Consider the following 19,088-nt stretch of genomic DNA (forward strand, 5'->3'; position numbering starts at 1 on the left):
GGCCCCCCCCACACGCTGCGCTGCGCCAAACCGCTGCGCAGCTCGCCGAGACGTCACTTAAAGGCGCGTCACCTAAAGGCGTGTCACTTAAAGACAAAGGCGATCCCCGCCGTGAAGTTGCGCCGAAAGAGCCAGAAGACGATCAACACCGGTAACGTCAGCAGCGTGCTCGCCGCGTAGATGGGCCCCGGGTAGGGTGCGTACGACCCCTGCAGGCTAGCTAGGAGCACCGAGAGCGTCATCTTCGAGCGGTCGCTCACCACCATGAGGTCCCACAAGAGCTGGCCCCAGCGGTCCATAAAGAGAAAGAGCGTGATCACCGAGGTAATAGGCAGCGATACCGGTACGATGATGCGAAAGACGATCTGCGCCTCTGAAGCGCCGTCGATGCGCGCCGCCTCGATCATCTCGCTGCTCACCCCCTTGAAAAACGAGGTGTACATAAAGATGGCCCACACGCTCATGGCGGTCGGGATGATCATCCCCGCGTAGGTGTTGTAGAGCCCGGCGTAGCGGACGATGAGAAAGGTCGGCACCAGGAGGAGGATGCCGGGGAAGAACATGTGAAACAAGATGACGTTGTTGATGGCCGCGCGCCCCCGAAAGGGGATGTGCGAGAGCGCGTAGCCGACCAGCCCCGCCGAGGTGACCATCAGGAGCACGCTCGCCACGGTGACGAAAAACGAGTTGAAGAGCGCCCGCAGCCACGGGTCGCGCGCCCCCGCCTCGAAGAGCAGCCACCGGTACGAGCGCAACGTGAGCGCGGTCGGGAAGACGCGCCGGTCGACCTGGTCCCACGGGGCGAGCGACTGGAGCAGGAGGTAGAGAAAGGGAAACACCGCCACCGTCACGCCGACAATGAGCACGGCGGCGATCAGCAGGCGCCGCACGAGCGTGCCCACCCCCAAAGCGGCCGCGCGCCGCGCGCGCGCGGGGCGCCCGACCGCGCTACTGCCAGCCATAGCGCCCCCCCCACCACTCCATAAGCCGCCGCACGAGAAAGACGGCGACAAAGACCTGCACGGCGTTGAGAAGCGCCACCGAGGAGGCGTAGCCGGCGCGCAGGCTGCTAAAGAGCTGGTAGTAGATCTCGAGCGTCCAGGTGTGCGTCGCGAGCTGCGGCCCGCCGTTCGTGAGGATAAAGGGCTCGGTAAAGACCGAGAACATCGCCCCGACCGAGAGGATGAGGACGGTGTAGAGCGACGGGTAGAGCATCGGGAAGGTGATCTGCCAGAAGTTGACCCAGGGCGTCGCGCCGTCCAGATTAGCCGCCTCGTAGAGCTCGTGGGGGATGCTCTGGAGCCCCGCCAAAAAGATGAGCGCGTCGTAGCCGGAGAACTTCCAGGCCATCATGAGGCTGATGGTGACCACCGCTAGCGTCGGGTTGCCGAGCCAGTCGGGGTCGGCGCGAAACACCGTGCGCACAAACGAGCTAAAGGGCCCGAAGTAGTCGAGCACCCCGCGCACCACCAACGCCGCCGCCACCCCCGAGGCCAAGTACGGCAGAAAAAAGGCGATGGCGAGCGCTCCTTGAAAGCGTTTGACGCTGTTGATGACCAGCGCGATGACGAGCGCGGCGGCGACCGTGACGGGGATAAAGATCGCCATGAAGCGAAAGGGGGTGAGCATGGCCGCGTGCACGCGCGGGCTGCGCAGCGCCTCGGCGAAGTTCTGCAGCCCCAAAAACTCGCGGCTGGGCGAGATCAGGTCCCACGAGAGCGTCGAGAGCCACACCCCCCAGCCGAGCGGTACGACGAAAAAGACGAGCGTGAAGAGGAGGTAGGGGGACGCCAGCAGCCACCCCCACCTCGAGAAGTAGCGCTGCATCCCCACGGCTTACTCCCCCAACAGCGCCTGCATGGCGGCCTTCGCGTCCTCCCACGCCTGTTCGGGCGTCTTGTCGCCTCTGACTGCCGGCGCCAGCCCCTGCTCCGAGAGCGCCGTCTGAATGTCGGCGAAGTTCTGGTTGACAATAGGCGGCACCGCGTAGGGGATCGCTTCGGCGTACTGGACCAAGGCCGGGTTCTCCTCCAAAAAGGCGGCGAAGGTCTCGTTGGAGCCGAGGTCGTCGCGCGTCGGCGGCAGGTTCGTGGTCTCGAACCAGGCGAGGTCGTTCGCGGGGTCCGAGAAGACCCAGCGCACGAACTCCCAGGCGGCCTCGCGCGCCTCCTCGGGGGCGTTTTGGTAGATCACCAACCCCTTGGCGTCGGCGAAGGTGTAGACGGGTTCGCCCGCGGGCATCTCGTCCGGGACGGGCGGGTCGGTGAGGACGAAGTTCTCGCCGAGCTGCAGCTCGGGGAAGTTTTCGCGCCAGTTCGCAAACGTCCAAGGGCCTAACTGCGACCAGATGCTGTTGCCGACCTCGAAGGGGGTGGTGACCTCGCGGGTAAGAAGGCAGCCCGCTTCGTTGAGGCGCCGGTAAAAGTCAAACACCGCCACGGCCGCCTCGTCGTCGGCGACGATCTCGTTGCCCACGATAAAGGGGGCGCCGTTTGAGGCCGCGTCGTAGAGGATGAAAAAGTCGAACCAGCGCTGCCACCAGACGTTCGAGAGGAGGTCGGCGCGGGCCAAGAGGAAGCGGTTGGGGTTCTGCTCGCGCAGCGTCGCGCACACCTCCAAGATCTCGCTGTAGGTGCGCGGCGGCGTCTCGACGCCGAGCTCTTGAAGCGCGTCGATGCGCCAACCGAAGAGCATGGCGTTGGTGTAGATGGGCAGGATGTAGAAGTTGCCGTCCGGAAACGCCCAGGTCTCGATGGCGGTCGCCATGTTGCGGGCCGCTAGGAGCTCCTCCCAACCGGGCAGGGTGTTGAGCGGCACGACCGCCGAGGCGTTGTAGAGCTGCGCGCCAAAACCGATAAAGATGTTTTCCGAGATCGTCGGGCCGGTGCCGCCCGCGAGCGAGGCGAGGATCGCGGCCTCCGAGGTCGGGCTCTCGGGGATGGGGGTGACGGTGATCGTGACGTCCGGGTTGACCTCCCGGTAGGCCTGCGCCATCTCCTCCCAAAACTGCGTCTGAGACGGGTTGGGCGCCGACCAGAAGCGCACCTCTTGGGCGCTCGCGAGTGACAGCGCGAGGGCGCCGAGCAGCAAACAGCGTCGCATGGTCTCCTCCAAAGGCTCGTGTAGCTCGGTGGGTTAAAGGCGGCCGGACACGCCCCCTTTCCGAAGGCCACGGGCGCCCGCGGCGCGCAGACCGTGCTACGGGGCGCGGCGGCGCTTCTAGAGATACCGAAAACGTTTTTGTAACGGGACGCTAGCACGAAGCGCGCGCCCTGTCAACCCCAGACGGGGCGTGCGGGCGCGCGCCGTGGGGGCAAAAACGGGTATCGTGGACGGCATGAAGGTGCGAGACCCCGTGACCCCCGAGCGCCCGGACGCCCTCGTGATCGGCGGCGGGGCGGCGGGCGTCTTCGGCGCTCTCGCCCTCGCCGAGGCGCGCCCGGGGGCGCGCGTGGTGGTGCTCGAGCGCGCCCGCGAGGCTCTGGGCAAGGTGCGTATCTCGGGCGGGGGGCGCTGCAACGTCACGCACCACCTCTTCGACCCGGCGCTGCTAGCGCAGGGGTACCCGCGGGGCGCGAAGGCGCTGCGCGGCCCCTTAAGCCGCTTCGGCCCGCGCGAGACGGTCGCCTGGTTCGCCGCGCGGGGGGTGGCGCTCAAGACCGAACCCGACGGCCGCATGTTCCCCGTCACCGACCGCTCGCAGACCATCGTGGCGTGCCTTTTGGAGGCCGCGCGCAACGCGGGCGTCGAGGTCCGCACGCAGACCGCCGTCACCGCAGTGGCGCAAGCGCCCGGCGGCTTCCGTGTGACGCTCAAGGGGGGTGAAGGGATCCACAGCCCCCTCCTCCTGCTAGCCACGGGCAGCAGCCCGCAGGGGCACCGGTGGGCCGAAGCGCTCGGCCACACCGTCGTCCCCCCCGTCCCGTCGCTCTTTACCTTCAACGTAACCGACCCGCACCTAGCGCCCCTCGCGGGCGTCTCGGTGCCGGACGCGCGGGTGCGCCTGGAGGGGACGAAGCTCGAGCAGCGCGGCCCGCTGCTGCTCACCCACTGGGGGTTTTCGGGTCCGGCGGTGCTCAAGCTCTCGGCTTGGGGCGCGCGCGAGCTGCACGCGCGCGGCTACCAGGTGGCGCTGCGCGTCGCCTGGGTGCCCGAACACCCCGAAGCGTTGCGCGAGCGGCTGCGCGCCTTTAAAGCGGACGCGCCCCGCAAGCTGGTCCGCGCGCACACCCCCCTGCCGCTGCCGGCGCGGCTCTGGGCGGCGCTCACGGCGCGGGCCGGGGTCGAGGAGACGCGGCGCTGGGCGGAGCTCTCCAACCGCGACCTCGGCCGCTTGGCCGACGAGCTCGGCGCGGGCCGCTTCTGGGTCACCGGCAAGGGGGTCTTTAAAGAGGAGTTCGTGACCTGCGGCGGCGTCGCCCTGGGGGAGGTGGACTTCAAGACGATGGCCTCGCGCCGCGTCCCCGGCCTCTACCTGGCGGGCGAGGTGTTGGACATCGACGGCGTCACCGGCGGGTTCAACTTTCAGAACGCGTGGACGACCGGGTACCTCGCGGGGCGGGCGATGGCAGAAGCGCTCGCTGAGGGCGGGGCGAACGTCGGTGCTGTCACATCCTGGTCCACCTCCTCTCAAGCCCTCTGATAGGCTGTCCCGATCATCGGGCGTTAGCTGCCAAAACCTCGAGGAGTCACGATGAACCAGCGATACCTAGGCCGCACCGGTCTCAAAGTCAGCGAACTCTGCTTGGGCGCGATGACCTTTGGGCGCGAGCACGAGGCGACCGAAGCCGAAAGCCACGCGATGCTAGACCGCTTCGTGGCGGCGGGCGGCACCTTTATCGACACCGCGAACGTCTACAGCCAAGGCGTGTCCGAGGAGATCCTCGGGCGCTGGCTCGCGCATCAGGCTCGAGAGGGCCTGGTGATCGCCACCAAGGTGCGCTTTCCGATGGGCGACGGCCCCAACGAGGTAGGGTTAAGCCGCAAGCACATCCTGGCGTCGGTAGAGGCGAGCCTGCGCCGCCTCAACACGGACTACATCGACCTCTACCAGGTTCACTGCTGGGACGAGAGGACGCCCCTGGAGGAGACGCTCTCGACCCTCAACACCTTGGTTGAACGCGGCTGGGTGCGCTACCTAGGCGTCAGCAACTTTAGCGGGTGGCAGCTGCAAAAGGCTCTCGACCTCGCGCGCGCGCGCGGTTGGGAGCCGTTCGTCTGTCTTCAGCCGCAGTACAACCTGCTCTGCCGCTCGACCGAATGGGAGCTTTTGCCGGTCGCGCGCCGCGAAGGCTTGGGCGTCATTCCCTGGAGCCCGCTGCGCGGCGGCTGGCTTTCAGGCAAGTTCCGGCGGGGGATGGCGGCGCCCGTAGCGGGAAGTCGCATCGAGCGCGCCGAGAAGGAGGGTTGGAGCGAGTCGTGGAGTGCCTACAACAACGAGCACACGTGGGGCGTCATCGACGCGCTCGTAGCGGTTGCCGAAGAGGTCGGACGGACCCCCGCGCAGGTCGCCATCAACTGGCTTTTGCAGCGACCCGGCGTGACCGCACCTATCATCGGCGCGCGCACCATGGAGCAGCTCGAGGCGAATCTGGGCGCCGTGGGGTGGCGCCTAAGCCCGGAGCAGATGGCGCGGCTCGACGCGGCGAGCGCGGTGACGCCCCCCTACCCGTACGACGTTATCGCGGGGGCGCAGGCGCGGCGGTAGGCGACGCGTAGCGCGTAGGTGCGCCCCCTCAAGCGTACACGGTGCTCCGCTGCCGCCTCGAAGCGCTTCGCACCGCCTGCACCCCCCCTAGAACCGGCGCGGACGCTACAGGTTGCGTCTGCGCCGGCCTCTTTCACGAGAGCGGTGAACGAAGGGTAGCGCAAACGCTCTCGGTTCACGCGGGGGTCTACGAAACCCGTTCCTCGGTACGCTCACGTAAGCGGGTGACGTAAGCGACGTAGGCGGCTCGAGCCGCTCGGTTGTGAGCCCTAACGACCGTCTCGACTTGGTCGGGATCGCGGCTGCGGAGCGCTTGGAACATCCTCCAGTGCTCCCGCTGCGACGCTTCGCGGCGGCGCAAAAAGACGTCTTTGAGGTAGAGGCGGCGCAGCCTATCCCAGTGGTCAAGCACTTTACCGATCAGCGGCCCCGTCAAACGGGTGCCCGCGCGGTCGCAGATAAACCGGTGAAGGCGGACGTTTTTCTCGGCGAAACTGTCGATGTCGCACCCTTCATCGTCCATGTCGTGCAGGAGCGCTTCCATCTCGACAAAGTCGGCGTCGGTAAAGTTCTGACAGGCGGCTCTGCCGCTAATCACCTCGAGCGCTTCGAGCAGGTCGAAGATCTCCACGATGGAGTCGAGCCGGACCTCGGCGACCCTCGCCCCGACATAGGGCTGTATCTCGACGTAGCCGTCGGCTTTCAGCTGCTGCAAAGCCTCCCGCACGGGGATGGGGCTCACACCGAACTCGGCGGCGAGGTCGTCGATGATTAGACGCGTGCCCGGCTGCCGCTCCCCCTCGAGGATGCTAGCGCGCAGCGTTTCGTAGACGACGTCTTTTTTACTCTTAAAGGCCGCTCTGGGCTTTACCGAACGCGTCACGCTTCTCATCATAAGGTCTTTTGCCCCCGCGGATTGCGCGCCACCGCTCGAACCCTCCCCTTCGCCTAGAGAACTACCTAGAAGACGTGTTCGGCAAAACGCGCTTTCGTCAAGGCGAGCACCTCGTCCCCCGGCAGATCCCAAAGGTCGCGGTTAAAGATCTCGACCTCGATGGGTCCCGTGTACCCCGCCTCGTCGACCGCCCGCCTCAGGCGCCTCAGCTCGATCACCCCGTCCCCCATCATGCCCCGGCCCATGAGGACGTCGGGGGGCGGGGCCAACCAGTCGTTGACGTGGAACCCCAGGGTGTAGGGGGCCGCGCGCGCGATCTCCCGGTAGACCTGCGGATCCCACCAGACGTGATAGACGTCGATGACGACGCCTACCTGCTGCGCTCCCAAGCTTTCGGCCCCTAAGCTTTCGGCAAGGTCGTTGGCTTGGCCCAAACTCACGATCACGGAGCGGTCCCCCGCAAACATCGGGTGCAGCGGTTCGATGCCGAGCTTGACGCCGTGCTCCGCCGCGAAGGGGATCAGCTCGGCGATGCCGTCGGCGACCATCTGCCGCGCTGAGGCGAGGTCCCGCCCCCCACCCTCCGGCAGCCCCCCACAGACCAGTACCAGAATGTCGGTACCGAGCGCGGCGGCCTCCTCGATGGCGCGCCGGTTCTCATCTAGGTTGGCCCGTCGCCCCGCCGCGGTCGCAGCGGGGAAAAACCCCCCTCGACAGAGGCTCGAGACGCTGAGCCCCAGCTCGCGAACGAGCTCCGCGCTCGCCTTCAGGCCGTACGCGGCCACCTTCTCACGCCACAGGCCGATGGCCGCGACGCCTGCTCGCGCGCAGCCCTCCGCCGCCTCCTTAACTCCCCAGCGCTGCGTCGTCGCTTGATTGAGGCTGAGCCGCGCGAGACCGGCGTTCACGAAACCCCCGCTAGCGCCAAAAAGGTGCGCATGCGCGCGCTCGCCTCTTCGGGGTCGCGCAGGAGCCCCGCCTTGTCGGCGAGCACGAAGAGTTCGCAGAGGTGGAGAACGGAGCGAGCGTTCTCCAACCCACCCACCATGCGGAAGTGCGTCTGGTGCCCGTTGAGGTAGGCTAAAAAGACGATACCCGTCTTGTAGTAGTAAGTTGGCGACCCGAAGATGTGTCTGGACAGCGGCACGGTTGGTGCGAGGAGCCGCCAATAGCGCTCGTGGTCGCCCGCGTCGAGCGCCCCAATCGCCGCTGAGGCCGCCGGCGCGACCGCGTCGAAGATACCCAAGAGGGCGTGGCTATAGCCCTCTTCGTCCCCGAAGATCAGCTCGTCGTAGTGAAAGTCGTCGCCGCTATACATCTTGACGTCCGCGGGCAGGCGGCGGCGCAGCGCGACCTCGCGCTCTTTGCTGAGCAAGGACAGCTTGACGCCGTCAATTTTGGCGGCGTGGTGCTGGATTAGGTTCAAACAGATCTCGGTGGCCTCATCGAGGTCTGCCGATCCCCAGTACCCTCGCAGTGCTGGGTCGAACGCTTCCCCCAACCAGTGCAGCACCACGGGACCTTTAAGCTGCGATAGGACGCGGTCGTAGACCCGCAGGTAGTCGTCCGCACATGTTGCGGCGGCAGCCAGGTGCCGACTGGCCATCAGCACGACGCCGCCACCTTGCGCCTCGATAGCACCGCCCTGCTCGAGGTAAGCGTCTTCAACCTCCGCTAACGAGACCTCGGCGCCCGGCGGGAGCTGGTCGGTGCCGGCCCCGCAGACGACCCTCGCACCCCGACCCCGTGCGTCGGCGAGCGTGTGCCGAATCAGCTCGCGGGTGGCTTTGTAGTCCAGCCCCATGCCGCGCTGAGCGGTGTCCATCGCTTCGGCCACCCCCAAGCCGAGGTCCCAGAGGTAGTGCCTAAAGGCCAGCGTGGCCCCCCAGTCAAGGTGGGTACCTGCGAGGTTGTCCGCCAAGGGATCGCAGACAACGTGCGCTGCAGCGTAGACCACGCGGCTCCTCAGCGGCGTTTTGGGCGCCTCGAAGCGCGCGGCCGGACCGGGGGTGTAGGCGAGCAGCCGCCCGTCCGCTTGGGGTAGGCGCAGCTGCTGGCTGAGGCGCGCCCCCGTCACGCGCCCAACTCCGGCACCTCGAGCCAGCGTCGCTCCGCCCACGACCGCAGCCCCAGCTCGGCGAGCTGCACACCTTTGGCGCCCGCCATAAAGTCCCACGGGAAGGGCTCACCGCACACCACATGTTTTAAAAACAGCTCCCACTGCGCCTTAAAGCCGTTGTCAAAGTCGGTGTTGTCGGGCACCTCCTGCCAGTCGCCATAGAAGTCGAAGGGGTTGGGCACGTCCGGGTTCCAGGTCGGTTTGGGCGTGGTCACGCGGTGCTGAACCTTGCAGGTGCGCAACCCCGCGACCGCGCTGCCATGGGTGCCGTCGACTTGGAGCCAGAGGAGTTCGTCGCGATAGACGCGCACGCACCACGACGAGTTGAGCTGCACGATGACGCCCCCCTCGAGCTCGAAGGTGCCGTAAGCGGCGTCGTCCGCCGTGGCCCGGTAGCGCCGCCCCGCCTCGTCGACGCGTTCGGGGAGGTGGGTCGCGCCGAGCGCGGAAACCGCCCTAATCCGGCCGAAGAGGTTTTCGAGCACGTACTGCCAGTGGCAGAACATGTCGATGATGATGCCGCCCCCCTCCTCTGCACGGTAGTTCCAGGAGGGGCGCTGCGCGCTCTGCCAGTCGCCTTCAAAGACCCAATAACCAAACTCGCCGCGCACCGAGAGGATGCGCCCGAAAAAACCTGCGTCGACGAGCCTTTTGAGCTTGAGCAGCCCCGGGAGAAACAGCTTGTCCTGCACCACGCCGTTTTTAACCCCCGCCGCCTGTGCCAAACGGGCGAGCTCGAGCGCTTCACCGGCGTCTGCAGCGATCGGTTTTTCGCAGTAGAGGTGCTTAGCAGCCGTGATCGCCTTGCGCACCGAAGCGGCGCGCTCGGAGGTCACTTGGGCGTCGAAGTAGACCTCGGCTGCCGGGTCGGCGAGGGCAGCGTCTAAGTCGGTCGACCATTCGCTCAGACCAAACTCCGCCGCAAGCGCCCTTAACTTAGGCTCGCTGCGGCCAATCAGGACCGGCTCCGGCCAGATCACGTCGCCACTGGGGAGCGGCACCCCCCCCTGCTCGCGGATGGCGAGGACCGAGCGGATGAGGTGTTGGTTGCGCCCCATGCGCCCCGTGACGCCGTTCATCAGAATTTTTACGACCCTCTGCGACATAGGCTCCTCCCAGCGTCTTGCAGCGTTACAGCGCTCTGAACATATCGCTTTTATATATTATATACAAACACTGCCCTCCCCTTTTGGGGATTTCGCGGCTACACCTCGGCGACCGTCTCCAAAAGTTCGGCGACGGGTTCGTAGACGACGAAGCCCAGGCCCGGCTCCGTCGGCAGAAGAAGCTGGTCGCCCTGTTGTGCAAAGGCGTCTCCCAAGCTGTCCGCCAAAAATTGAGGTCCATTGAGCGCACAAGGATAGGCGATCCCCGCCCAACTGTAGAGCTGCACCGCCGCCGCCAACGCGAAGTCGGGGTCGGTCAGCCCCGAACCGAGCACCATCAGCCCGCACTGCCAAAGCGCCTCGACGATCCCTTTCGAGGGCCACAAGCCGGCGTTGCGGGCGGGCTTGAGCGCTACCCCGTCGAGCATTTCCAGGGCGATAAACTCGCGCAGCTCGACCGGCGAGAGCACCCCTTCGTCCATCAGGATGGGCAGCGCCCCCTGCGCCTTGAGCCGCTGGTACCCCCGGAGCTGGGTCGGCGGCAGCGGCGACTCGAGGACGTCCACCCCGGCGTCGGCGAGTTTGGGCGCCAGCTTCAGGGCTTCCGCTTCGCTGTAGGCGGTGTTGGCGTCGGCCCACACAAAGCCGTCCGGCGAGGCCGTTCGGACGGTGCGGGCGAGTTCGAGGTCGTACGCCGCGCTCTGCGGCGCACCCACCTTGATGTTGAAGTTGCGGTAACCGCGCGCGCGACCCGCCTCGAGCTGCCTCTCGGCCGCCTCCAAGTCCGCCGAGGCCACCGTCCAACTCAGCGTTAGCGACGAGCGCTTCGCCCCCCCGAGAAGTTCCGCTGCGGAGACGCCGCGGCGTTTGCCGACCAGGTCGAAACACGCTAGGTCGAGCGCGGCTTTGCAGAGCGGTTGTCCGACCGAAAAGGCGGGGCGGATAGCCCGGTTCATGCGCGCGTGCACGTCTTCGAGGTCCTCGGGGTCCGCGCCGAGCAGCGCCTCGGCGAGGTAGAGGCGCAGGGTCGTCTCCACGGTTTCCGGGGTCTCGTAGCACCACGTCGGCATGGGGACGGCTTGCCCCCAACCCGAGAAGCCTTCGTCGTCGGTCAGGCGCACCAGCACCGAGGGCCGCCGGACGACCCCGTCGCGCCCAGGCTTGAGGAACTTAAAGCTTCCGGCGACGGCGTAGTCGTAGCGGCCGACGTCTACGCGCACGATGGCGCTCATAACCCCTCCTTGCGATCTTCTCGAGCCACCCAGCTCCCAAACGCCCACGCGTCAGGCGAGCAGGTCACGGCATCGGGTGCTTGGTGCCGTGACCTGCAAGCTAGCGCGGCGTGACCACGTTACGCCCCTCTAGCACCCAGGAGCACTACTCGAAAAACCACTGAAACGGATTCGCCGGCGCCGGGTTGGGGTAGAAGCCGCCGGTCTGCGGGATGCTGTCCGGGACGTTGCGCAGGTTGTTCCGCGCGATGCCGACCGCTAGGGGTCGAGTCGAGACGCCGATCACAGCAAAGCGGTCGGCGGCGATCTCGAGGATCTCTAACATCAGCTCGCTCTGCTCGTCTAAGTCGCCGGTAGCCCGGAGCTGCTCGTAGAGCTCCATCTGCCGCCGCTCGGGTTCCTCCGGTTCTTCGGCGATCTCGAGGGTAGGGTTGATATACCACGCAGCCCACGCCGGTGCCTGCGCTGAGGCCAGCTCAGAGGGGAAGTAGTAACGCGGCCGGATAAGCGCCTCTAGACCACCGCCGTCGCCGTCCCAGACGGACACGTCGACATCGTTCGCTTCGATGCGCTGCCACAACAGGCTGCGGTCGATAGGTCTCACTTGTAGATCGATCCCGACTGCCCGCCAGTGCTCCTGAATGACGCCTAGAGTGTCGACATGCGTCTGCGACCCCACCGCCGCCTCCCCAATGATGGTGATGCGGTTGCCATCGGGCCCTAGGCGGAAGCCCTGCGCGTCCCGCTCGGGATAGTGCCGGTCGAGGATCTCGTTCGCGAGTTCGGGGTCGTACTCGAGGTACTGCGTCGCCAAACGCTCGTGGAAGTACGGCGTGTCCGCCTGCGGCGCCGCCTGCCACGGCTCGCCCTGCCCGATAAAGACGAGGTCGATGATCTCCTGGCGGTTGATGGCGTGCGACAGAGCGACCCTGAAGTCTTTGTTCTGAAAGATTTCGCGCTTGACTGGGTCTCGGTGCGTCAGGTTAAAGGGCACGACTAGGGTGTTCATAAAGGCGCTCGGCCCCTCGATAAAGCGGTAGTCGCCGCGCTCTTGGTTGTCGAAAAGTACTGCCCGATAAGACGGGTCGGCGATGTGCCGGTCGAGAAAGTCGATCTCGCCGTTTGCCACGCGGAGCAAGATGAGTTCGGCGTCTTCGACGATGTCGTAGACGACGCTGTCGATGTAAGGCAGCTGGTTGCCCTCCTCGTCGACCTTCCAGTAGTAGGGGTTGCGCTGGGCGGTAAAGCGGGTACCCGCGTAGGGACTTGTGGGCACCCAGGCGTTCAGCATGGGCCGATTCGGATCCTGCCAATGCTCGACGGTGTAGTCAGGCGAGTTACCCCTAATCTGAAAGAGGTCCACCCAAGTGTTCACGCCCGCTTGTTGAACCAGTGCGTCGATCCCATCAGGGTTGTAGTCGATGTGGAACTGCTCCATGTAGTGGCGCGGGTAGGAGACGGGAATGACCCCAAAGCCCCCAGCCATCTCGAGGAGAAAGAGGCCGTTGGGCTGCTCGAAGCGGAACACTACCGTGGTGTCGTCGATGACCTCCACGGTTCCCGGTACGTTGTCTTCACCCGTGGTGAACCACGTCGGCGGGGCGGGTGTCAGCTCCTCGTTCATGACCACGGCTTCATACCAGAACATGATGTCGTGAGCGGTGAAGGGATGTCCGTCAGACCATCGCATCCCCTCACGCAGGTGAAAGGTGAACTCGGTCGCATCCTCGTTCGCTTCATAGGACTCAGCAACGTTGGGGACGATGTCGCTCCAGTCGGGCGTCCAGCGTAAGAGCCCTTCATAGCCGATGGTGCGCCGAATGTGGTTGGCGTCGCTGGCGCCTAGGAGCACCGTGCGCCAAGTGCCACCGTAGGTGCCGATGCGTTCGACGACGGGGACGACCAGGGGATTGTCGGGCAGACGCTCCTCGACGGGCGGCAGCTCGCCGGCGCTCACCCGTTCGGCGAGCTGCGGGGCTTCATTAAACTGAGCGGGCTGACCCCAAACAGGGCTGCTTAGCGCCAAAACTAGCGCAGCGACCCACCAAAGGGGCACACGCAGGGCGGATCGTGGGGCTTTTTTCTTCTGCTGAACGTTCATACCTGCTCCTCGGCGTCGGTTATGAAAGCTACGAAGTCGCGTAAACCGTCTAGACATGGATTTGCGCCTTTAAAACCCCCTTTCGCTTGCGGAAAGCAGGCGTGGGCTCCACCTTCTCGCACGCTGTTAGCTTCGCGTTGACGTTCTATAATATATCATATACCTAGGCGGATGAGAAGCCCTGCTACGCCGCCCTCGGAGAGCGCCGAGGCTCGGGATAGCCCTCGCCCCATCCAGAAACGCGTCGCAGAAAACAACGGCTCTTAGGCGTCGCAGCCCTCTCGCTCGAGCAGGCAGCCTCGTCACGACCGCCGACGAAGATCCAGCTCACAAGACGTGTTCTGAAAGCGGAGGCGAAAGTGGTCGCGGCCCAAGGGCGCCTGGCAGTAGGGGTTATCGAAACGCGGGTAGTTCCCCAAAGGCACCCTTTGTCCCCCAACCCTGAAGGGTCCAGTCCAGCCGAAGCGCACCTCGCCCAGGGTCGGCGAAGCGTACCGCACCGTCAGCCCATCGCACTGGATGGGCGCAGCGCATAGCGCTTCGACGAAGCGCTCAAAGCTGCCGTGCTGGCTTTCGCTACCTACTTCGCAGAGCCAGACGTTGTCGCGCGCCTCCGCACGCAGCTCGACCCCGGCGTAGGGGCCCCTCTCCGCCCAACACGCCGGGTGCTGCGAAAAGAGCGCGACGTACCCCCGGCCCTTACGCCCGAAGGTCCAGTGACCTCGCTGCACCGTCTCGTCGAAGTGCGCGCGCGGGAAGTAGGCGTGCGAGAAGGGATGTGGATCCCCCGCGGGCACGTGGTGCAGGCACACCAGTACGTTCTCGTGCTGCGCGGCCCTGGGCAGCCAGCGGTTGCCCGCCCAGAAGTTGGGGCGCGCGTCGTGCTCCCCCGACTCGTCGTCCGTACCGGGATGGTTGGTAAACACCACCGCGTCGGGGCCCAGCATGGCGTGCCAGACGTGCTGCTGATAACCGGGTTTACCGGGCCGAAAGTCCTGTGCGCAGCTCAGCTGCGCGTGAGGCGTCCGGAAGGTGACGAGGTTGACCTCGCTCAAGGCCGTGTTGAGCGCCTCCCCATCGAACGTACCCCCCGCCTCCTCGATGAGCGCGCGGCTCGCCTCGAGCAGCCCGTCGGCGTGGGCGATAAATTCCATTAGCCAGGGGTCGTCGGCGATCTCGGCGACCCGCAGCGACGCCTCGCGCACCGCAGGGTGGCGCGCCGTCTGGCAGGCCCAGAAGAACAGGTTGTCGTCCAGGCTGCTGTGCTGCAGGCCGTAGCGCGGCGCGTCTAGAACGTTAAGGCCATGGCGTTCCCGGCACCGCACCGCCTCCGGTTCGTCGTGGGCGATAGCGACGACGATTGGAGGCGGGCGGTAGTCGCTGGTGGCCAAGCCGATCAGTGCGAGGTTCGTCCCGATGTGGTAGAGCCCTTCACCCAGGTGGAGGTCGCCTTGACCGAAGACCAGCCAGGCGATGGCCGTCGTCGGCGCGGTGCGCCCGCCCTTGATCCAAGCGGCGTAGGTCCGCCCGTGCGTGCTCCCCATCACCCCCCCCAAACTATGCAGGGCGAGCTCGAAGAGCAGCAGATCTACGGCCCTCCCAGCGCGCTGCCGGAGCTCGGGGTCGGCCGCGAAGTCGTAGAGGTTGAGGAGCGCTAAGAGGTCCTCCTCGAAGTAGCAGTTCGAGAGCCACTCCGAAAAACCAAAGCGCGCGCGCTGGTCGAGCCACCTGTGCGCCAGCTCGGCGCCGTGATCGGCGTGCCAGCGCCCCGTCTGACCGCTGTTGGGGAGCACCGCGTCGCCGAAGAGCTGTCCAGCGAGCACCTCACAGCTGTGAAAGAGGATCTGATGGTTTTCGGTATGAAAACACATACCGCGAACGCCGGGCTGGTCGTACCAGTAGCAGAAGTTACGCGCTGCCGCCTCGAGCGCCGCGCGCGCTTCCGGCGCGAGCAGCGGGTGCGCGGGGTAGCGGCACAGCAGGCGCAAAACGCCGGCGAGCGCGAAGTCGGCGCAGTCGCGCCGCGCGCCGATCAGCTCGCATGACGCGCGTAGCATCCTAGCGTCGGGGGGCACACCCTGCTCGAGGCGGGCGAGCTGGTGAAAGACCTCCGCACGCCCGTTGCCGAGCGGCCGCTCGGTGGCCGCCTCAGCCTCGAGGTAGTGCCTGCACCGCTCGCTATAAGCGCGGTTCGCCTCGGCCGCGCGCCCGGTTAGGGTTTCTGTCACGGCGTTTACTCCGTAACCCCGCGCGCAACCGCCACTTCGGGAAGATCGTAGAAGTCACCCACCGCGACCCAGTACAGGTTCGCGTAACCCGTGAGATCTGAAGTGTAGAGCACGTGCTGGCCGTCGGGGGCAAAGCGCGGGTGCGGGTGGGCGTGCTGGTCGTTGAAGGTGCTGCGGTGCATCGCCAGCAGGCGCGGACCGACAAAGCGCTCCCCCTCGCGCTTGAACAGCATGATAAAGGGCACGGCGTTCGGCACCGAGGGCTGCGTCCCGTCGCCGACGACGAGGTCTAGACCGTTGCTCTGAAAGTGCCAGGAGTGAAAGGGGAAGTCGAACTCCTCTCGCCCGGTGTTGTCCGGGCGGATCGCCCCGAAAAAACCCCGCCGGGGGCCCGTCCTGGGAAAGCCGTGGTACCCGAGGTAGCGCCCGTCTTGGTGCCAGTACTCATGTCCGACGGCCACGCCGTCGTCTTGAGGACGAATTTTCCAGAGTTGGCCGCGCACCATGTCTAGCCCCCAGATGCGGTGATCGACGCGGGCCCAAGGGCCTTCGTGACAAAACGTCAGGAGGTGCGGCTGGGTTGGGCTCGGGTTGACGTGCCCCAGGTAGCAGCGGTCCTCGTGCAGCGTCTCGGCTTCGCCGGTCGCCACCGCGATACGAACGACCCGGGTCAGCGGTCGCTTCTCGAAGAACTCGACGAACCGCGAGTAGCTGTAGGGGACGCTCGCCTCGCCGGCGAAAGCGGCGCGCTCCGTAAGGGTGCCACAGACATAGGCGCCGTCGGCGGTCGGGGCGAAGCGCTCGCCCAGGACGAAGTCCCGCGGGGCGCGGAAGAGCTCGCGCAGCCCCAGCGTGCGCAGCTCGAGCTCGTACAAGCGCTCAGCGTCCCCGAAGTAGTGCGCCCGGTTCGCTTGGCTGTAGCAACCACCGGGACGGCTGGCGAGGTCTAAGTCGGTGAGCTGGGTGATGCGGTGCTCGGCGAGGTCATAGTGAAACAAGTTGGAGCGCCCCTCGCGGTCGGAGGTAAAGATGAACGAGCGGTCGCCCGTCCAGCAGGGGTCGGTGAAGTAGAGGTGGTTGGAGTGCCCCTTATAGCGGGTCAGCTGGGTGACCTCTCGCCCACTATGCGGGTCCCTGTAGCGAAAGGGTTCGTCGTTCCAGATGCGGCCAACGCTCATGCTCGGCTCCTCATATAGATGGAGACAAACGCTTTGGGAGCGACAAGGCGCAGGGGGCGACCCGTCACCACTTCACCAAGTCTCCGATGTTGACCGGCAGCCCAGTTGCCAAGGACTGATTCGCCGCCACACCGGTAAGGACGCTCCTCGCCCCGTCGAGGTAGCCTGCAGCGCGCCCTAGGGGGTCGTCGCTCGCGCCGAAAAAGAGATCGTCCAACAGCCGGACGTCGCCGCCGCCGTGACCGCCGCGCCCCTCTTCGAAGGGGACCGCTTGGGCTCGCTCCCAGTGCTTTTGCAGCAGCAGCGTCGGCCGCTCCGCGCGCTCCCCTCGACCGTAGGAGGGGTCGACCTCCACGTGGTGCTGCTCTAACGTCTTGTGGTCGCCGACGCTCCCCGAGACGTAGGAACGCTCCACCACATCGACCTCCAGGCGGCCCTTGGTGCCGTTCAACATCACGCGGTAACCTTCCCAGGGACAGTGTGCGTTGAGCGAATAGCTCATGACGGCGCCGCCTTCGTAACGCACCAATACGGCCATCGTGTCCTCGATGGAGATACCGTCGCCGAAAACGCTCTGATCGCGAAAGTAACCGTCTTCGTGTTCCGCGTCTAGGTAGAGCGCCCTGAGCTCAGGGTCGGCCGCTAGGTCGATCGCAAAGGGGTCGCACTTGGCCGCTTCGGAGCCGTACGCACGGCTGTAAAAGTGCTCTACGCCCCTGGCTTCGGCGTTGTCGCGGCCGTAAAAGCGCAGGCCGCCCATGGCGAAGACCATCTCGGGGACGTCGCCCAACCACCAGTTCACCAGGTCGAAGTGGTGGCTGGCCTTGTGCACCATCAGCCCGCCCGAGTTGCGCTTGTCGCGGTGCCAGCGCCGAAAGTAGTCCGCGCCGTGTCGGGTATCTAACAGCCACTCGAAGTGCACGGACAACACCTCGCCAATCTCACCCGACTGGATGAGCTCTTTGACCTTGGCGTTGCGCGGGCTGTAGCGGTAATTAAAGGTCACCGTCAGCGCTCTACCGGTGCGCCGCACCGCGCCGATAATGGCTTGGCATTTTTCAGCAGTCGTCGTCATCGGTTTTTCAGTGATCGCGTCGCTTCCGGCCTCGAGTGCCCGGATGATGTAGTGGTGGTGCGTCCGGTCGATGCTCGTGACGATCACGGTGTCCGGCCGCACCTCGGCGAGCAAGCGGTCAAAGTCCCTGGGGTGATACGCCGGTGGCGTTTGACCCGTCTTGTCCCGGACCTGCCGCTGATAAAACGCCATGCGCGTACCGTTAGGATCGCAAAAAGCGACCACCTCGCCCACCTCGGCGTGCCGATCAAGCAGCGAGCCGATGTACATCCCAGCCCTGGCGCCGGTACCGACCAGCGCGTAGCGTCTCTTCGAGGTCTGCACGTTAACCTCCGGCGGGTACAGTTTGTGGCAGCCAGCCGCCATACTTGGGGTGATCTTCGCCGATGGGCAGCGTTACGTCTTGGCCCGTCTGCGCCGAGTCGTACATGGCGGTCACCAGCTCGAGCGAGGCTCGCGCGTCCGCCAAGGTGACGGGCAGCGCACTGCCCTGCCGCAAGGCCCTCACGAAACGGAAAAACTGCCCTTCGTAGCGCTCGGGGAGCGGCTCAAAACGCGCTAGGGCCGCCCCGATCCGCGCGTCCACCTCGGGCGTGTCGCCGACAAAGCGCCACGGCTCGGCCGAGTTGTTGTAGGGCTCGGTGTTGCTCTCGGCCACGAGGTTCTCGAAACAAAAGCGGTGCCGCGTGATCTCCTGCGGCGAACCGAGGGTCACCGAGAGCGAGGCGAGCGAACCGTCAGAGAACTCGAGCGACACCGACGCGCAGTCCTCGACCTCGATGGGGTTCACGCGCGTAGCGGTGCGCGCAAACACGCTTTTGGTGGAACCCAAGATATAGGTCAGCATGTCGTGGGCGTGAATGGCGTGGCTGAGTAGCGCGCCCCCGAGTTCGGTCTGCCACTTGCCCCGCCAGGGCACGTCGTAGTAGCTAGCGCGCCGACGCCAGGCGGTTTCGACGGTGCTCAGGTACGCTCTCCCCGCGACGCCTTGAGCGACCAGGTGCTTGAGTTTTTGCAGACCGCGCCCAAAGCGGTACTGAAAGATGGGCATGACCCGCCCCTGTGACGCGGCCTCGGCGGCGATCAGCGCGTCGGCCTCCCGGAGCGACCCGACGAGGGGCTTTTCGCATACCACGTGCTTGCCCGCTGCCAGCACCTGCTGGATCTGCTCGAAATGCCCCTGCGGCGGCGTGCAGAGGTCGATGACGTCCAGATCCTCCATACGGCAGAGGTCGGCGAGGTCCCGCGTCACCCGTGGCACGCGGTAGGTCTCGGCGAGCCCCTGAGCCTTGGCGAGGTCGAGATCGCACACCGCAACGACCTCAATCTCTTCCGAAAGCTTGAGGTAGGCGTCTAGGTGCGCCTTCCCGATCCCCCCACCAACTACGGCGACCCTGAGCTTGTCCATGTCGCGTCCTCTCAGCTAGAATTTATATATAATATACAC

At 65.9% G+C, this 19,088-nt stretch carries 15 protein-coding genes; 2 read left to right on the forward strand and 13 right to left on the reverse strand.

From position 1 onward, the window contains the following. Positions 1-83: 83 nt before the first annotated feature. Genes TRAD_RS09050 through TRAD_RS09060 form a run of 3 tightly spaced genes read right to left on the reverse strand, consistent with a single transcriptional unit; the run spans position 84 to position 3,102 of the window. Positions 84-962 (reverse strand): carbohydrate ABC transporter permease, encoded by an 879-nt coding sequence (locus TRAD_RS09050; RefSeq protein WP_013178310.1) that lies wholly within the window; start codon positions 960-962, stop codon positions 84-86. Next, positions 949-1,827 (reverse strand): carbohydrate ABC transporter permease, encoded by an 879-nt coding sequence (locus tag TRAD_RS09055; RefSeq protein ID WP_041947222.1) that lies wholly within the window; start codon positions 1,825-1,827, stop codon positions 949-951. The genes TRAD_RS09050 and TRAD_RS09055 overlap by 14 nt, the downstream gene beginning before the upstream one ends. A 9-nt stretch (positions 1,828-1,836) precedes the next feature. Next, positions 1,837-3,102 (reverse strand): extracellular solute-binding protein, encoded by a 1,266-nt coding sequence (locus TRAD_RS09060; RefSeq protein ID WP_013178312.1) that lies wholly within the window; start codon positions 3,100-3,102, stop codon positions 1,837-1,839. A gap of 235 nt (positions 3,103-3,337) precedes the next feature. Here TRAD_RS09060 and TRAD_RS09065 point away from each other — a divergent pair, with 235 nt between their 5' ends. Together TRAD_RS09065 and TRAD_RS09070 are read left to right on the forward strand one after the other, a co-directional pair. Further along, positions 3,338-4,642 carry a BaiN/RdsA family NAD(P)/FAD-dependent oxidoreductase gene (locus TRAD_RS09065; protein WP_049773055.1) on the forward strand — a complete coding sequence of 435 codons (1,305 nt, stop codon included), beginning with the start codon at positions 3,338-3,340 and terminating at the stop codon, positions 4,640-4,642. A 51-nt stretch (positions 4,643-4,693) separates the two neighbouring features. After that, on the forward strand, positions 4,694-5,707 hold the full coding sequence (locus tag TRAD_RS09070; RefSeq protein ID WP_013178314.1) for an aldo/keto reductase: 1,014 nt from the start codon (positions 4,694-4,696) through the stop codon (positions 5,705-5,707). 187 nt (positions 5,708-5,894) lie between these two features. Here TRAD_RS09070 and TRAD_RS15280 read toward each other — a convergent pair whose 3' ends face one another. The 10 genes from TRAD_RS15280 to TRAD_RS09120 all read right to left on the reverse strand — a co-directional run bounded on the left by TRAD_RS15280 (position 5,895) and on the right by TRAD_RS09120 (position 19,049). Continuing rightward, complete coding sequence (locus tag TRAD_RS15280; RefSeq protein WP_049773056.1) at positions 5,895-6,590, reverse strand: GntR family transcriptional regulator; 696 nt, start codon at positions 6,588-6,590, stop codon at positions 5,895-5,897. Between the two features lie 77 nt (positions 6,591-6,667). Continuing rightward, complete coding sequence (locus TRAD_RS09080; RefSeq protein ID WP_013178316.1) at positions 6,668-7,510, reverse strand: sugar phosphate isomerase/epimerase family protein; 843 nt, start codon at positions 7,508-7,510, stop codon at positions 6,668-6,670. After that, positions 7,507-8,679, reverse strand: coding sequence for a dihydrodipicolinate synthase family protein (locus tag TRAD_RS09085; protein ID WP_013178317.1), 1,173 nt, complete (start codon positions 8,677-8,679; stop codon positions 7,507-7,509). Before TRAD_RS09085 ends, TRAD_RS09080 begins: the two co-directional genes overlap by 4 nt. After that, positions 8,676-9,827, reverse strand: a complete 1,152-nt coding sequence (locus TRAD_RS09090) for a Gfo/Idh/MocA family protein (RefSeq protein ID WP_013178318.1) — start codon at positions 9,825-9,827, stop codon at positions 8,676-8,678. Before TRAD_RS09090 ends, TRAD_RS09085 begins: the two co-directional genes overlap by 4 nt. 98 nt (positions 9,828-9,925) lie before the next feature. Then, the gene (locus TRAD_RS09095; RefSeq protein ID WP_013178319.1) at positions 9,926-11,059 is read right to left on the reverse strand and encodes a mandelate racemase/muconate lactonizing enzyme family protein; all 1,134 of its coding nucleotides are present in this window, start codon (positions 11,057-11,059) and stop codon (positions 9,926-9,928) included. A 145-nt stretch (positions 11,060-11,204) separates the two neighbouring features. Further along, a complete protein-coding gene (locus TRAD_RS09100; protein WP_013178320.1) occupies positions 11,205-13,160 on the reverse strand; it encodes an ABC transporter substrate-binding protein in 1,956 nt (651 codons plus the stop codon). Positions 13,161-13,462: 302 nt separating this feature from the next. After that, positions 13,463-15,388 (reverse strand): hypothetical protein, encoded by a 1,926-nt coding sequence (locus TRAD_RS09105; RefSeq protein ID WP_013178321.1) that lies wholly within the window; start codon positions 15,386-15,388, stop codon positions 13,463-13,465. Between the two features lie 5 nt (positions 15,389-15,393). Continuing rightward, on the reverse strand, positions 15,394-16,566 hold the full coding sequence (locus tag TRAD_RS09110; protein WP_013178322.1) for an oligogalacturonate lyase family protein: 1,173 nt from the start codon (positions 16,564-16,566) through the stop codon (positions 15,394-15,396). 64 nt (positions 16,567-16,630) lie between these two features. Continuing rightward, positions 16,631-18,007 carry a Gfo/Idh/MocA family protein gene (locus TRAD_RS09115; protein WP_049773061.1) on the reverse strand — a complete coding sequence of 459 codons (1,377 nt, stop codon included), beginning with the start codon at positions 18,005-18,007 and terminating at the stop codon, positions 16,631-16,633. Further along, positions 17,967-19,049 carry a Gfo/Idh/MocA family protein gene (locus TRAD_RS09120; RefSeq protein ID WP_013178324.1) on the reverse strand — a complete coding sequence of 361 codons (1,083 nt, stop codon included), beginning with the start codon at positions 19,047-19,049 and terminating at the stop codon, positions 17,967-17,969. Before TRAD_RS09120 ends, TRAD_RS09115 begins: the two co-directional genes overlap by 41 nt. Positions 19,050-19,088: the final 39 nt, after the last annotated feature.

It is taken from the genome of Truepera radiovictrix DSM 17093, from assembly GCF_000092425.1.
In the GTDB taxonomy this organism is placed as follows: Bacteria; Deinococcota; Deinococci; order Deinococcales; family Trueperaceae; genus Truepera; species Truepera radiovictrix.